General features: G+C 40.3%; 11 protein-coding genes and 1 pseudogene. 10 read left to right on the forward strand and 2 right to left on the reverse strand.

What is annotated here, in order from left to right:
- Window positions 1-465: 465 nt before the first annotated feature.
- The 10 genes and pseudogenes from PTE_RS25255 to cas6e form a co-directional block, all read left to right on the forward strand.
- Window positions 466-805, forward strand: a pseudogene (locus tag PTE_RS25255) (transposase); the annotation flags it as partial.
- Window positions 806-971: 166 nt separating this feature from the next.
- The gene (locus PTE_RS19045) at window positions 972-1,340 is read left to right on the forward strand and encodes a hypothetical protein (RefSeq protein ID WP_036849646.1); all 369 of its coding nucleotides are present in this window, start codon (window positions 972-974) and stop codon (window positions 1,338-1,340) included.
- 1,210 nt (window positions 1,341-2,550) lie between these two features.
- Window positions 2,551-3,108 (forward strand): dihydrofolate reductase family protein, encoded by a 558-nt coding sequence (locus PTE_RS19055; RefSeq protein WP_036849648.1) that lies wholly within the window; start codon window positions 2,551-2,553, stop codon window positions 3,106-3,108.
- Between the two features lie 193 nt (window positions 3,109-3,301).
- A complete protein-coding gene (locus tag PTE_RS19060; protein ID WP_241826141.1) occupies window positions 3,302-4,585 on the forward strand; it encodes a Fic family protein in 1,284 nt (427 codons plus the stop codon).
- A gap of 507 nt (window positions 4,586-5,092) precedes the next feature.
- Window positions 5,093-7,810, forward strand: coding sequence for a CRISPR-associated helicase/endonuclease Cas3 (locus PTE_RS19065; protein ID WP_036849650.1), 2,718 nt, complete (start codon window positions 5,093-5,095; stop codon window positions 7,808-7,810).
- 14 nt (window positions 7,811-7,824) lie between these two features.
- Window positions 7,825-9,429: a type I-E CRISPR-associated protein Cse1/CasA gene (casA, locus tag PTE_RS19070; RefSeq protein ID WP_036849651.1), complete on the forward strand. Its 1,605-nt coding sequence runs from the start codon at window positions 7,825-7,827 to the stop codon at window positions 9,427-9,429.
- Window positions 9,429-10,010, forward strand: a complete 582-nt coding sequence (gene casB, locus PTE_RS19075) for a type I-E CRISPR-associated protein Cse2/CasB (RefSeq protein ID WP_036849652.1) — start codon at window positions 9,429-9,431, stop codon at window positions 10,008-10,010. Before casA ends, casB begins: the two co-directional genes overlap by 1 nt.
- A gap of 20 nt (window positions 10,011-10,030) precedes the next feature.
- Window positions 10,031-11,065 (forward strand): type I-E CRISPR-associated protein Cas7/Cse4/CasC, encoded by a 1,035-nt coding sequence (gene cas7e, locus PTE_RS19080; protein WP_036849653.1) that lies wholly within the window; start codon window positions 10,031-10,033, stop codon window positions 11,063-11,065.
- A gap of 10 nt (window positions 11,066-11,075) precedes the next feature.
- Window positions 11,076-11,822 carry a type I-E CRISPR-associated protein Cas5/CasD gene (cas5e, locus tag PTE_RS19085; RefSeq protein WP_036849654.1) on the forward strand — a complete coding sequence of 249 codons (747 nt, stop codon included), beginning with the start codon at window positions 11,076-11,078 and terminating at the stop codon, window positions 11,820-11,822.
- The gene (gene cas6e, locus PTE_RS19090) at window positions 11,809-12,483 is read left to right on the forward strand and encodes a type I-E CRISPR-associated protein Cas6/Cse3/CasE (RefSeq protein WP_036849655.1); all 675 of its coding nucleotides are present in this window, start codon (window positions 11,809-11,811) and stop codon (window positions 12,481-12,483) included. The genes cas5e and cas6e overlap by 14 nt, the downstream gene beginning before the upstream one ends.
- Window positions 12,484-13,514: 1,031 nt before the next feature.
- Here cas6e and PTE_RS19095 read toward each other — a convergent pair.
- Entirely contained in the window at window positions 13,515-14,300 is a 786-nt protein-coding gene (locus PTE_RS19095; protein WP_036849656.1) for a DUF4123 domain-containing protein, read from the reverse strand.
- A partial coding sequence (locus PTE_RS19100) for a type VI secretion system Vgr family protein (RefSeq protein WP_036849657.1) occupies window positions 14,297-15,233 on the reverse strand: 937 nt, incomplete at its 5' end. The genes PTE_RS19095 and PTE_RS19100, both read right to left, overlap by 4 nt.

Below are 15,233 nucleotides of genomic sequence, written 5' to 3' on the forward strand. Positions count from 1 at the left end.
AATCATTATCATTTTTGGTATGTTACAGGTAATTACTCTCCGTTACCAATAAATAATTTTCGGAGATATGTTGTTCAGATGGGATTTTATTTATCATTAGCAGGGTTAAATTATAAAAGTGCTCAATAGGCGATCGGGAATTTAAGATAGGTATTGTTTTTTAGTGTGACAGAATTAAATTATTTTCCTCTGAAAACTTATTGTTTTTTTTGAATTATTTTAGTTTGGAATATTTTTCATAAATTAAATTAATTACACCGAAGGGTAAAATAAATATAATAGTAAAATCTATAAAAATAATTAGAAAAAACACGTAAATTATTGCTGTGAATTATGCTTTCCCTGAATGTATTCATATTGCCTTGAACTCTAGCTTAATGATTCATTCAATGATATCAGTAGGGCCTATCTCGGTTATTTCACATTAAACGAGATAGGCTAGTTTATTTAATAAACTTGCTGCTCTTCATTGCTATCCGTGAAACCTATCCGATCAGTCAGAAGGTTCATATTATCCTTGACGGAGCCAGTTACTATCGAAGTGAGCTGGTGAAAGACTGGGCTTATGTGATGAATATAGACTTTCATTATTTACCGCCCTACAAGCCCGAATCTGAACCCGATAGAAAGGCTATGGAAGGTGATGAACGAAAAGGTCAGAAATAACCATTACTTCGCCTCGACGACCTTGTTCAGGCAAGCAATACATCACTTTTTTACGGAAGTATTATCGGAGCTTGCCGGGAACCGGTCGTGCCGTATTAATGACAACTTCCAGGTTCTGAATCCTGCATCTTCAAGTTAAGCGGGTATATCACTATTCAGTTTTAACTAAAAGTGCGAAACTAATAGAGCTGAATTTCTACTTTAAAAAGTGGTCAAATTACGATGATTTTAAGAAAATTTATATTTTAAATGAGTGAATAATAAACTATGATATTGAGCATTTAATATCATATAAGGCTATAAAAATGAATAGAAACGAATGGAGTGAAGGATGGGATGATGGATGGATATACAGGAACAAAAACGGAGAACTCATAGATCCGTTAGATGTAGCTAATAGTGGATTGGCAGGTACAATCAGTGATATTGGGGAAAGTGTTTATTTAGGTGCTAAACGAGCAGTTAAAAGGACAGCCCATTGGTTCTTACCTCGTGATATCTTAGGTGATTCCTATGCAGAATTCGAAAAAGCAGTTTATAATCAATATGGCCGGGAAGTAAAAGAAGAAGACCGCAGAATATTTAATTTATTAATAAGCATTATATCAAAGCCAGAATATATTGAATTTGCAGTAGAGGTTATTATTGATGACCTTATTGATTCCTCAACATAAATAAGGAAACAGAAAGTAGAAAATTATGCAAGAGCAGTACAAAAACCTATTGTAAGTTTTATTGGGAAGTATGCAAAAACTAAAGCTATTGTATATGCGATATCATATTATATAGCTCAGAAAATAATCAAAGATATAACAAAAAAAGAAGCAGTAAAAAAATTTGTTGCTTGGCCGTTATCAGCTTTTTCAATTTATGGATTAGTTGATAAAGTTAGCTCTGCTTCAAAAAGACTAAGAAGAAAATGTCCTAAATTATATTATAAATTAAGAAAAGATAATTTAGATATGATGTATTATTTTATTGAACCATACTTAGGAAACTTAATTTAAATGTATTGCTCCGGTGATTTATCTACCGAAATGGACGAGAGGATAATTTATGAGCTCAACAAACAGATCGAATAATGATAAAAATTTTTTTTATTTTATTAAAAATTTCTTTGTTTTTCTTTACCGTGAATTTAGGGAAGTAATGCATATAGGAATAACCTTATGTCTTTGTATATTTTGGATTTGGCTATTCCCTTTTGAATTTATAGCAGTAATAGGATGTGTTGTTATTATTATAGTAATGTTTATTCTAAGCATGTTTTTCCTACCATGATTTCTAATTGTACATGTAAATATAATTGAATATTTACATGTACTTTTTAAATATATTATTCTTTTATTGATATATCTAGACATTCTAGTTATATAATATCAGTGTGTACCAAATCGACATGAAAATAATCTATCCATAAGATAAATATTTATATGTCTAAAGATTCATTTTCTAGACAATTCCAATCATGAAATAAGATTAGATAAATATCATGATAAGTCACGTATTTTATTATCAATGGTCAGATTGTTATAATTATTTTCTGTAAAATTTTTTAGATCCATCGATGAGTTTATAGCATGGGAGGATTTTACTTCTTCTTTTAATCCTGAGAATTTTTCAATCTGCGTTCAGGCGGCATCGAACAAACGATGAGATTTACGTTTGCGGGTGTGAAGAGCTGTGTTTCGGTGTTTCTCTTTGCAATATGGCGTGTTGAAGAAGATATAAGATAGTACGAATAAATCCATATGTTAATATATATACACTGGGGGCTAACTCCCAGAAAATATACGTTACCTTTTTGTGTAAATTTAAAAGGATTTTGACTGTCATAAAGCCAGGAGCATAGTGTCTTAACATCGTGTTTGATAGGAAGGAATAATGCCGAAACTAATTTATTATGTCGCTGCGACAATAGACGGTTATATTGCTAATAATAACCACGGTCTGGATTGGTTGGATGAGTTTGTGCTTGGAGATGACGCAACACCTTATGATAATTTTTACCAAGGTATTGGTGCTGTGATTATGGGTTCGGGAACATACGAATGGATAATGGCAAATTCATCGGATGATTGGCCATACAAAAATGTTCCCGCATTTGTTCTTTCTCATCGGGCATTGCCAACGCCAGAAGGGCTGAATATCACCATAACCGATAAAACAGCGGGAGATATTGTTGCTGTGGCGAAAAAAGCGGCTAATGGTAAGAATGTCTGGTTAGTGGGAGGTGGTAAAACCGCTGCGTATTTTGCCGAAATTGGTGAATTACAGCAAATATTCTTAACCATGATCCCGGTATTTTTAGGCACAGGTATTGAAGTTCTTCCTGTGAGTGAAAAAGTGAGTGTTACACCTAAAACTCAACGTTTTTTACGTAGCGGTGCCATTGAAATCCTGTTGGATGTAAATATCGATGAAGTCGCCTCCTACAAATAAGGAAAGCTGCCGTAAGAAAGAGTGAAGTTCTTATCGCGCCATATTGATGGCACAAAAGTGGCGCGATTATCTGAATTGCGCCATAATCGCGCCATATTCTTACTGAAATTTGTCGTTTACTATGAGTTCAATTACTAATATTCATAAGACCTTGTGTGTTGCATCACAGCCTATGTCTGTTTCGGATTTATTAGTGGAGCATCCTTCTGTTCCCAGAAGGACTGTCCAACGTTGGCTAGGACAGCTTGTTGAAGATGGAAAAGTACACGCTTTGGGAGAAGGACGGGGTCGTCGCTATGTTATTTCTGAGCGAGAAACATTAAAGCAGGTAACAGAAAAATCCGGCGATTTCCCGAGCTATATTCCATTGTCTGAAGATAGTAAGGATGTTCTCCGTTATATTGATCAACCCATGAAAGCCAGGGTGCCAGTTGGTTATCAACGAGAATTTCTGGAATCGTATGAACCCAATGTGACTCATTATCTGTCAGTTCCAATTCGTAATCAGCTTTGGAGAATGGGAGGAACAAAACAGACCTCACAGCCAGCGGGAACTTATGGTAGAGCTATTCTGGATCGTTTGCTCATTGATCTATCATGGGCCTCAAGTCGTTTGGAAGGAAATACTTACAGTCGATTAGATACGATCGAATTAATTGAGTATGGAAAGGTTGCTGTAGGAAAAGATGCGATTGAAACTCAAATGATCCTCAACCATAAATCCGCTATTGAATTACTTGTTGATGGTATAGTTGAAGCTGATTTTAATCGATATACCATTCTCAATTTGCATAGTACATTATCTGAAAATTTACTGCCCAATCCTATAGATGAAGGACGCATCCGTCAGCATCAGGTTGAAATAGGAAAAAGTGTTTTCAGACCGTTATCAGGAGAGGTTCATATTAGTGAGGTTTTTGATTCGTTGCTTGCGAAAGCACAAGTTATTTCAGATCCATTTGAGCAATCGTTTTTTATCATGGTTCACTTGCCATACTTACAACCTTTTGCAGATATAAATAAACGAACTTCCCGCTTGGCTGCTAATTTGCCGTTGCTCCGTTCAAACCTATGTCCGTTGACTTTTCTGGATGTATCAGAAGAGGCATATAGCCGTGCAATGCTCGGTATTTATGAAATGACCAGAGTTGAATTGCTACGAGATCTCTACCTATGGGCTTACGAACGTTCTACCCAAGAATATTTGGCTCTTAAACAAGAAATAGCAGAACCAGACCCATTAAGATTGCAATATCGAAATACCGTTAAACAAATTGTTTATCAGGTTGTTGTGGCTCCGGAAATGGATTCGATTGAGGTTATAGATAAATTAATTTCCAATCAATTAAGTCAATCTGAACGTGACACGTTAAAGGCATTGGTTATTGAGGAGTTACGACGATTACATGAAGGTGTTCTGGCAAGGTATGGTCTCCGGCCTTCGCAATTTGAAGAATGGAGGAGAAAACGCAGATAATCTTTGCGTTAACTTCATTAAATAGTCGTTCGTCCGTGAAAATATCTATATTAATCATTCTATTAAATTGTTTTTGTTAGTAAATTAGCCTTTTCGCTATGTTATCCCATCAGGATTTACGCTTGCACCGCTAAAGACTGAAAGCAATTCGCATATGATTGTATTGACATCGCTAAACACCCATCAGTATTTTCATCTCAACTCGGTCAGACATTATATATGCAGGGTTGCTGGCATCAATGAATCCTTGATGAAATGGTACAAATATTTTACTTACTTATCAAATGGATGGATAAGGTTAGTCACGTTATCAAGTTGTTCTTTGCAATACGATGTCGCTTTAATTCTGGTTTGTGCTTAAACAGATAAACCGGAAGTGTATTTGTTTAAGTAAGGCATCTTTATACAGGATTATCCTAAAAAAACAGAAAGTAGTGTTTTTTTGATCTAAATTTTCGCATTATGTTCTAAAAGTAGGCAAAAGAAATGTTTAAGTAAGGATTTTAAATGGAAATACCAATTTATTTTCAATACTGGGGTAAGGCGAAGCGAACATCAGAATCTGAGAGTACAGATTATCATCTACTTCCTTATCATTGTTTGGACGTGGCTGCTGTTGGCATGCAGTTACTTTCTTTAGAAAGATCGCTGATTAAAGATCTCACTAATTTTTTAGCATTATCGACAAAGCAGTTACAAAGTATTGTCTCTTTTGTACTGGCGTTGCACGATATTGGTAAATTCGCATCTGCTTTTCAAAAATTATTGCCTGGTCAGTCAGCCGGTCTGTATCGACCTTATTGCTGTAAAGGCTATGATGGACGTTATTTTTGTCATGACCGTATGGGGCTGTATTTTTGGGAAAATATCAAACCGAAGCTGCTTAAAAATCTGATTAATATTGAGGATGTTAAACGGAGAGAACAGCAAGAGATTTTCGATACCTTAATGGTGCTGATGGACTGTGCATTAGGACATCATGGTCAGCCAATAGATAAAACAGACTATAAAGCTATCGAATATTTTACTGAGCCTCATAATCTCAATGCCGCCACACTCTTTGTTCATCATTTAATTGAACTACTCCAACCTGAGTTTCCTATTGAAAAATTGCAATCCAAAGAATGGCGACGGCGATTAGAGCAAGTAAGCTGGCAGTTTGCTGGTATTGCGATATTGGCGGATTGGATTGGTTCTGATAATCACTATTTTGTATATCAATCCGAACCTATGCCATTAACAGATTATTGGCAACATGCTAAAGCCATGGCAAAAAAAGCGGTGATGGCGACAAATTTAGGCAAAGCGCCGGTAGTAAAGCCATTTATTTCTATTCAGGACTATTACGGTTTTGCTGCGACGCCATTGCAGCAGTGGGCTGAATTAATACCTGTAGATGATTCTCCTCAACTCTTTATTTTAGAAGATGTTACCGGGGCAGGAAAAACAGAGGCGGCATTAGCGCTGACACATCGTTTAATGCAAATAAAAGCAGCCGATGGTTTTTATTTCGGTTTGCCTGATATGGCGTCTTCCAATGCAATGTTTCACCGGATTGCTGAATATTATCAGCAAATGCTATTAACAGATGATGGCAGCAAGCCAGGTATTATTTTTGCTCATGGTGCACGAGAGATGAATGATCAATTTCGTGGAGCCATTCTGGCGCTAGGCCACTTAGACAGAAATTATGGTGAAACAGATATCACCACTTCAGCGCAGTGCAATCAATGGCTGGCGGATCCACGCAAGAAAGCATTGTTAGCGCCTGTTGGCATAGGCGCTATTGATCAGGCTTTATTGGCTGTATTACCAAGGCGTTATCAGGCACTGAGATTATTTGGGCTTAATCGTAAGGTATTAATCGTTGATGAAGTTTATGCCGCTGATGAGTTTATGTTTAATTTATTGGAAAATTTATTAGCTCTGCATCTTTATCAAGGTGGTTCGGCTATTTTGCTGACAGCGACACTGACCCTGAAACAGCGTCAACGTTTAACGGATATTTGGTTGAACGCCGGTGGATTAAGCTCACAACTATTGCAAAAAACGGATTTTCCTTTAGCGACAAAAATAAGCTTGAATGCCATATCGCCTGTTATTGAACAACCGTTATCAAGTCGAAAAGATGTTAGCCGGGAAGTTAAAGTTGATTTCTTAAATAGCTTTGTCTGTTGTGTTGAAAAAGTATTGGCTGCGATTGTACAAGGGCAATGTGTTGTTTGGATCCGAAATACAGTAGACGATGCCATTGAGGCTTATCAGACGCTACGAAGCTTGCTCACTGAACCTGAACGTTGTCTGTTATTTCATAGCCGGTTTGTATTGCAACACCGGAAAGAAATTGAAAATCATGTCATGACGATTTTTGGTAAAAATAGTCATAGTGAGATACGCCGCGGTAAAGCGTTAATTGCTACACAAGTATTCCAGCAAAGTTTGGATGCTGATGCCGATGTGATGATTTCAGATATTTGCCCTATTGATGACCTGATTCAGCGAGCAGGGCGTTTGCAACGCCATACTCGTGATAGTGATGGCGTTTATCAACATGGAATTAAAGATTCACGTTCTGCGCCAATACTCTTTATCCACGCGCCTGAGTGGAGGGAGCAACCCGAATCAGATTGGTTAAGCCATAATTTCCGTAGCACACAATATGTTTATCGCTCGCCTGCTCGTTTGTGGTTAAGCATGCGTGTGTTGAGAAAGCTGGGTGCAATACGCATGCCTGCGGAAACCCGTAAGTTAATTGATGAGGTTTATGGTCATGCTTATGAGCAAGCGCCTGAAAAGTTAAAGCGTCAGGAAAATGTATTAATTGATGAGGAACGAAGTCAGGAAGCCAAAGCGAAGTCTTATTGGTTACAGTGGCAGTTATATGGTTATTGTGATCGAAGTGCTGATAATTGGTATGAAGATGATGCCGATATTCATACCCGCTACAGCGATATTGAAACCGTTGAGGTGTTATTACTGAAAAAGACTGATTCTGGACAACTTGTACCTTGGGTAAATTCCGCCGAATTTTCAGTGTTATTGAGTACGGTTACATTATCTAAAAATAAATATGCGGATAAATTAGCGCCAATTCCAAGGAAGTTAATTCCCGCTCTCCATGCATTACAACAGAGATATCGCCAAATTAAATACTTGCAACCTTGGTTGCCAGAACAGGACCCAAACTTTACTTATTCTTCAACAATGGGCTTTTGTGAAAAATAAAAGCAGGAGGTGTTATGAACTTAGTTCAGGACCCGTGGTTGCCTTTCCGATTACGTGATGGCAGTGAAAAAGTACTGCCCATTAATGCGATATGTGACCATGATGTTATGGACTTTGCTTTACCGAGAGCTGATTTTCAGGGAGCGGCTTGTCAATTCGCTATTGGCTTATTGCAAACTGTTTTTGCGCCGGAAGATCAATATCAATGGCATTCCCTGTATGAAACATCGCCTGATAAGAAAGCATTACAACAGGCTTTTGATAAAGCTGAACATGCTTTCAATATTACCGGTACAGGGCCCCTTTTTATGCAGGATTTTGATCCTCTGCGAAAGGTAAAATCAACCACTGTCGCTGGACTGTTAATTGAAGCGCCAGGAGCCAATGGTTTAAGACTGAATACTGATCATTTCATTAAGCGTGGCATTGGTGATGTGATGTCTCTTGAAATGGCCGCTTTGGCGCTTTTTACCTTACAAATTAACGCGCCATCGGGTGGGGTGGGACATCGGGTCGGGTTGCGGGGGGGAGGGCCATTAACTACGTTAATATTGCCAGGCCAGGCTGATGTAACACTATGGCAAAAACTGTGGTTAAACGTCATTAATCGAAATGGATGGCGTTATGTCGAACCTGATTTAACCAGTGCTCAGGTTTTTCCCTGGTTAGCGCCAACAAAAGCAAGTGTTAAGGAAGGAACGGAAATTTATTTTTCAGATGTTCATCCCTTACATATGTATTGGGCGATGCCAAGACGTATACGTTTTGTGGTGGAAGAGAAGGAACAGGTTTGTAAAATTTCAGGCAAGCATTCTGCATTAACTGTTTCTGAATATCGCACACAGAATTATGGTGGCAATTATTCAGGTGATTGGTTTCATCCATTAACGCCCTATAAATGGGACCCCAAAAAATCAGCGGAACATTTATCTGTTAAAGGTCAGCCAGGAGGCGTGACCTACAAAACTTGGGATACTTTGGTATTTAGCAATCATGAAAGAGGGCAACGCTGTGCGCCGGTAGTGAGCCATTTTTATTCTTTATGTCGTGATTTTGCTGAACTTCAAAGTGCCATGCCTTATTTGTGGGTGTTTGGCTACGATATGGATAATATGAAAGCACGTTGCTGGTATTCCGTTATCATGCCGCTGTTTTTTGTCTTACCTGAACAGCAGGAAGATATTCTGTGTCAAGTTAAAGATCTACAAAAGCTGGCAACCACAATAATTTGGTTATGCCGAAACCAAATAAAAGCTGCCTGGTTTGAAAAGCCCGCAGAGGTGAAAGGAGACACTTCTTTTATTGACCTTGCTTTTTGGCAACAAAGTGAATCGTTATTTTTTTCAGTGGTTCATCAAATTATCGACAATGCACGTTCGAATGATCCTTTTCTTACCCCGGAACAGGCCAAACATTGGCTCAATACTTTGCGTCATCTCTGTCTGGGTTTATTTGATGAACATGCTGCTTTATCTGAACTTGGTAATGAGCGCTCAATGGCGAAACGTATAAGAGCGCGTCAGCAGTTAATCATGGGGTTATATGGGCAAAAAGCTTTAAAAGAGATCAAAACATTTATTACCAATAATCATATTAACTCTGGCAAAGAGGAGGCGTAATGGACAGTAAGACTGAAATGATATTATTGCGTTGGTGGCAAAGTATGTTTCTGTCACCAAAGCAGTTAAAAGAGAAAGATATTATTCCAGTTCCTTCTACTTATAGAGCCCAGTTAAAGCGCTGTGAAAATGTTGAAATGGCGATGTTAACTGAAGGTTTTCGGGCTTTATGGCTCAGTTTACCTGACGAGATTAGTTTATCTGATAACCCGGTAAAAATAGAATATTGGGCTACGATGGCGGCGGTATTAGTTTATGTCAGAAACAACAATGGCATTAAATTGGCGGTCGCGGCGGGTAAGAAAGGGGGGGGGAATAAACCGGTTGTCAGTGAATTGCGATTCTCACAGTTACAAAATGCGAAAACACCGAACGAATTATTACGTCGATTACGTCGGATCCTACAGCAAGTAAAAGGCAATATTTCTGTTCTGGCTTTAGCTCAGGATATTGAGGAATGGTTTGCTGAATATGGACAATTACGGCCATGTAAAGCGAATAAACGTATCAATGTAAAGTGGGTGATGGATTATTACTGTGCTGCCAGTAGTAAATGGGTTGATTTATCAGATTCTTATTAATCAAATTTAGGAGAATGACTATGAGTCAGTTTATTCAATTACACCTATTAACCTCCTATGCACCATCTAATCTTAATCGTGATGATTTAGGCCGGCCTAAGACCGCGAAAATGGGTGGTTTTGAACGTTTACGTGTGAGTTCTCAAAGTTTGAAACGTCACTGGCGCACTTCTGAATTATTTGAGCAAGCGTTATCAGAGAATATTGGTATTCGCACAAAGCGCTTTGGTATCAAGGTATTTGAAGCCTTGATCAGTGCCGGCGTGAAAGAAAAATCAGCTAAGGCATTGGCTGCAAGTATTGCCGGTGTTTTTGGCAAAACTAAAAAAGATGCTTTAGAGACTGAACAATTGGCACATATCAGCCCGGCAGAGCAGCGGTCTGTCATGTCGCTGGTCGCCGTGCTGGCAGAAGAAGGCCGGGCACCAACATCGGAAGAGCTTAATCTGTTAAAAACTGAACAAACCGCTGTGGATATTGCTTTGTTTGGTCGAATGTTAGCTTCAAGCCCTGCATTTAACGTCGAAGCCGCTTGCCAGGTTGCTCATGCGATTAGTGTGCACAGTGTTGTCGTTGAAGATGATTATTTTACGGCGGTGGATGATTTAAATGATGGTAAGGAAGACACCGGTTCGGCCCATATAGGGGAATCGGGTTTTGCGGCTGCGTTGTTCTACAGTTATATCTGCATTAATAAAACGCAATTAATAGAGAATTTGGATGGTAACAAAGCACTTGCTAATAAAGCGATTAAAGCATTGACAGAAGCGGCGGTGAAAGTCTCGCCGACGGGTAAACAAAGTAGTTTTGCTTCCCGTGCTTATGCCAGTTTTGCTCTCGCTGAAAAAGGCGAACAACAACCGCGTTCTTTATCCGTCGCATTTTTAAAACCGATTCATGACAGTGACCAGGGCCCATCGGCAATTCATGCATTAGAAAGCCAAATGCACAATATTGATCTGGTTTACGGTACATGTGCCGATGCCCGCTATAAATTCAACACATTTACAGGGGAAGGAAGTTTGATCAAGCTGCTTGAGTTTGTTGTGCAGTAATGGGGGCATAATGAAAGCGTATTTAGTCTTTCGATTATATGGCCCGATGGCAAGTTGGGGCCAGCCTGCGGTTGGTGGGGAAAGGCCAACGGGATTATATCCTGGTCGTTCTGCGATTTTGGGGTTATTAGGGGCAGCGTTAGGTATTCGGCGGGATAATGAGTCTGAATTAACCAAATTACGAGAAAGTGTGTTGATTGCAATTAAGCAAGTTGTTCCCAGTTCTTTAATCCGTGATTACCATACGACGCAGGTACCAACCCACGAGAATAATGTGATTCATCAGAGCCGTAAAAGTGAATTAAGTTCAGATAAACTGAATACCATATTGTCTAATCGTGACTATCGTTGTGATGGTATTTGGATCGTTGCCATTGCATTAACCCGACATGCTTCTTTTACTCTGGAACAATTGCGGGATGCTTTACTTAAACCGGTATTTGTCTTGCATCTTGGACGTAAATCTTGCCCACCTGCTTTACCTCTCTGTCCTAAGTTAACTGAGAGAACGATATTAAAAGCGGCGTTGGATATCTCTTTTCCACCACTGATTCATTCTAATGAAGAAGATAAGTTATGGTTGGGAGCAAATGGTCTTGTTACTTATTTTTGGGAGGGAAAGAGAGATGAAATTATCTCTTCAAATATCTTAATAAGCCATCCTTGGGATGAGCCGATCAACCGGGGGCGTTGGCAATTCAGGCAACGTACTATGTATCAACTTTCTGTCGAGGAGGGTGTTAATGTATTTGTCTAAAATTACACTTCGGCAATCAGGCCAGACTGCAAACATATTGGCGAAGCTTGGTGCAAATGGAGTTTATACCTCTCATCAATTGCTATGGAAATTATTTTCGGAAGACGTACAGCGTCAATTTCTATTCCGGCAAGAAATCGGAATAATGGGATTACCTGTATTCTATGTTTTATCTAAAACATCGCCTCAAACGCAGTCACCATTGTTTGATGTTAAAACGAAATCATTTTACCCTCTATTGTATGAGGGACAGCGTTTAGCTTTCAAATTACGTGTTAATCCAACAATCTGTATTACCGATATTTCTGGAAAACGTCGACGTCATGATGTCTTGATGCATGCCAAATTTCAGGCAAGACGGCAAGGTGAAATTGAACAGGGAAAAATAAAGATCATGATGGAGGATGCTGCCCGTAATTGGCTCCTGGATAATCGTCGTATGCAACAATGGGGTATCCAGTTTGATGATTTACTGAATATTGAAGGTTATACTCAGCATCGAAGCGTAAAAAAGAAGGGACAAAAAATCCAGTTCTCCAGTGTCGATTTTCAGGGGCTTTTGACGATTACCAATGGTGATTTATTCTTGGCACAGTATGCAAGAGGTTTTGGTCGATCTAAAGCGATGGGATGCGGATTGATGTTAATCAGAACAGTATAATGGTATTGACTTCATTTAAATCTATTTCTGTTGGGGATCGTAATATAATCGCCTTAAGGGGATTGATTGTTGAAGATAGTTCATTTGTGCTATTAGGTGTTCGTGTTATGCTTTGAAAGCAGGGTAAAAGGCGATATTGTTAATTAATGTATTCGTGCCGCGATATTCTGTCGCGTTGGGTGCAGTCGCTACTCTAAAAGTATTGATAAAATGATTACTGTGTTCCTCACATCTGTGGGGATAAACCCGAATTTTGGTATGCATTTAAACCAGGAAGAATATGCTCCCTTTGCTTAATGGGATAAATCGCTATAATTAACCATAAGAAGGTCGTGTTGGTGAATGTTCCTTGTGCCTACGGGGATGAACCTAACTCGATAAATCTTATCAATGAACGAATTTATATGTTCCCTGCATTGGCGGGGATAAACCGCGTCATGAGTGATGCTTTAGTAAATTCACTAAACGTTCCCTGTCATTACAGGGATGAACCTAGCAGTGCTCCGAATAGCATAAAAGCCAGGAATAAGTTCCTTGTAACCTGCGGGGATAAACCGGACAGTAACAGGGGCGTAATGGGCGGTAATCGGTGTTCCTTGTATCTACAGGGATAAGTTGTTTTGGATATTACCGCTAAAGGCAGTTAATAAAGTATCCCCGTTTACGGGGATGAACCGAACTGATACTGTTGTATATCTGGTTTGGAAAAACGTTCCCGGTATTTACTGGGATAAACCGAACAGTTAGCGGTTGAGTTAGCGGAAACATACATGTTCCCTGTTGCTACGGGGATAAACCGCTAAATACAGAGTCATTTTCGTCTGTTGTCACTGCGTTCCCTGTAACTTGAGGGGATGGACCGTCATCGGGGAGGGAAATTCCCGCAATAGTGCTGAAGTTCCTTGTATCTACGGGGATTAACCAGATTCTGGTTTTGTGGTGGTAGTAGAGTAAAAAGGTTCCCCGTGCTTGCGGGGATAACCCCGATAATAGAAACAATTTGGGCAACGAGTATGACATGTTTCCTGTACTTACGGGGATAGCGTAGTTGTGTGTTGTTCATTGAGCGCCTGCGAATAATCCTCACTGGTCAGGTTGCTAATGTCATCGCCGTTTTCTAAATGCGCTTTCAGCCAATGAATAATCTGTTCCACTAACCGCCCCTCTGGCTCATCCAGTTTTTCAGCTAATTCTCCGTGGTTTTCCCATAAATTATCACCAATCACAGATGCCATCCCTTTAAGGGCGTAATCGGAATGATGCCAGGCATGTAGTAAATGACTACCCAGAACGAAGGGTTGTTCATTGCCACCGTGACCACAATTTTCAGGACGGGAATACCACTGGGGCTCAGGTGCGTCGATCATTAACTCACTTACCGGTGTCAAAAATGCTGACCAATCGCTGATTATCATTGCCGGTAATAACTGACTGAGAATTCGAGGATCCATACTGCGTAAAATCATCTGCTTCTCCCGCAATATCACCTGCTGGCGTGAACGCCAGTGATTAAGCTGTTGGGTCCATGAATCATCACTACGGTAAGCCCACCCCCAACTGTTATCACTCAGGGTATGGTTATCAAGCAGATGACCGATGACTGACAGATAGCCTGACTTGGGCTGAACCAGCCAGGGGCTTTGTGCCAACAGGTGATCCATCGGTGTACTGCTGTATAGCGGAAAAGCCTGTTCTACCCAGTTGTTTTTGTAAAAGCGACCGATTGGGTTAGGTTCTGCCAGTGAATTGAGCATAAAGAAAACAGGCGGCTTATTAGGCGTGGTCAGCCATTGTTGCCAGTTTATGGAAGTGTTCATTTATCCTCCTGGTTATTGATAGTCAAATTAACGTCCCTCTGGGCTTGTAAGGCACAAATCGGTTTGACTGGAGATTTCACATCAGGCAGCGGTTCTACACCTTCTGGTAATTGCAGAGACAAACCACGTCCGACACCGGCAGCGCCTTGCCCGACGGATAAATTTGGGGAGGTTAGAATACCGCCGGGCGTTAACCGGATAAAATGGCCGCCGATTTTCAAGGTAATTTCTGACGCTGCTTCCAACACAATTTTACCGCCGCTTTTCAGGTGCGTTTCCTGACCGCTTTCAGCGATCAACGCCTCCCCGGTCTGTAAATGCTGACTACCAGTGATACGGTGCGACACATCTCCATCGGTACTGTATTTACCGGAGCCGGCGATTTTTCGGTGGTCATCGGCACTGATTTCACTGTACCGGTTATTATCGATCCGCTGTTTATGGTCGTGTTTAATATGCCAGTAAGCATCGTGCTGAATATGGGCGGTCAGATCTCTCTGTCCGTGCAGGTAAATCTCTTCCTGATCTTTAGCATCCTCAAACCGCAATTCGTTAAAACCGTCACCTTTGTGGGTCCGGGTTTTAAACGTGGTGCGGGTTTTCTCGGCGGGTAAATCCAGCGGGGGCCGGTTTAAGCCGTTGTAGGTGCAGCCAGTGACAATCGGGCGATCAATATCGCCGTTCAGATAGGAGACGATCACTTCCTGACCGATACGGGGAACCGCCATAAAACCGTAACCACTGCCATTCCAGCCCTGTGCGAACCGGACCCAACAAGACGCGTTTTCATCGGCCTTATCATAGCGATCCCAGTGAAAATGGACGCGAATACAACCCTCTTTGTTGACATAAATCTCTTCCCCTGCCGGGCCCACCACGGTTGCCACTTCATCACCATCCGCCAGCGGTTTGTAACGATAGAGCGCTCGCCAG

This window comes from Photorhabdus khanii NC19 (genome assembly GCF_000517265.1).
GTDB lineage: Bacteria > Pseudomonadota > Gammaproteobacteria > Enterobacterales > Enterobacteriaceae > Photorhabdus > Photorhabdus khanii.

Coding starts and splice junctions, on each gene's coding strand:
- cas5e (WP_036849654.1), top strand. CDS start 11,076: ATGAAAGCGTATTTAGTCTTTCGATTATATGGCCCGATGGCAAGTTGG.
- PTE_RS19065 (WP_036849650.1), top strand. CDS start 5,093: ATGGAAATACCAATTTATTTTCAATACTGGGGTAAGGCGAAGCGAACA.
- PTE_RS19055 (WP_036849648.1), top strand. CDS start 2,551: ATGCCGAAACTAATTTATTATGTCGCTGCGACAATAGACGGTTATATT.
- casB (WP_036849652.1), top strand. CDS start 9,429: ATGGACAGTAAGACTGAAATGATATTATTGCGTTGGTGGCAAAGTATG.
- cas6e (WP_036849655.1), top strand. CDS start 11,809: ATGTATTTGTCTAAAATTACACTTCGGCAATCAGGCCAGACTGCAAAC.
- casA (WP_036849651.1), top strand. CDS start 7,825: ATGAACTTAGTTCAGGACCCGTGGTTGCCTTTCCGATTACGTGATGGC.
- cas7e (WP_036849653.1), top strand. CDS start 10,031: ATGAGTCAGTTTATTCAATTACACCTATTAACCTCCTATGCACCATCT.
- PTE_RS19095 (WP_036849656.1), bottom strand. CDS start 14,300: ATGAACACTTCCATAAACTGGCAACAATGGCTGACCACGCCTAATAAG.
- PTE_RS19045 (WP_036849646.1), top strand. CDS start 972: ATGAATAGAAACGAATGGAGTGAAGGATGGGATGATGGATGGATATAC.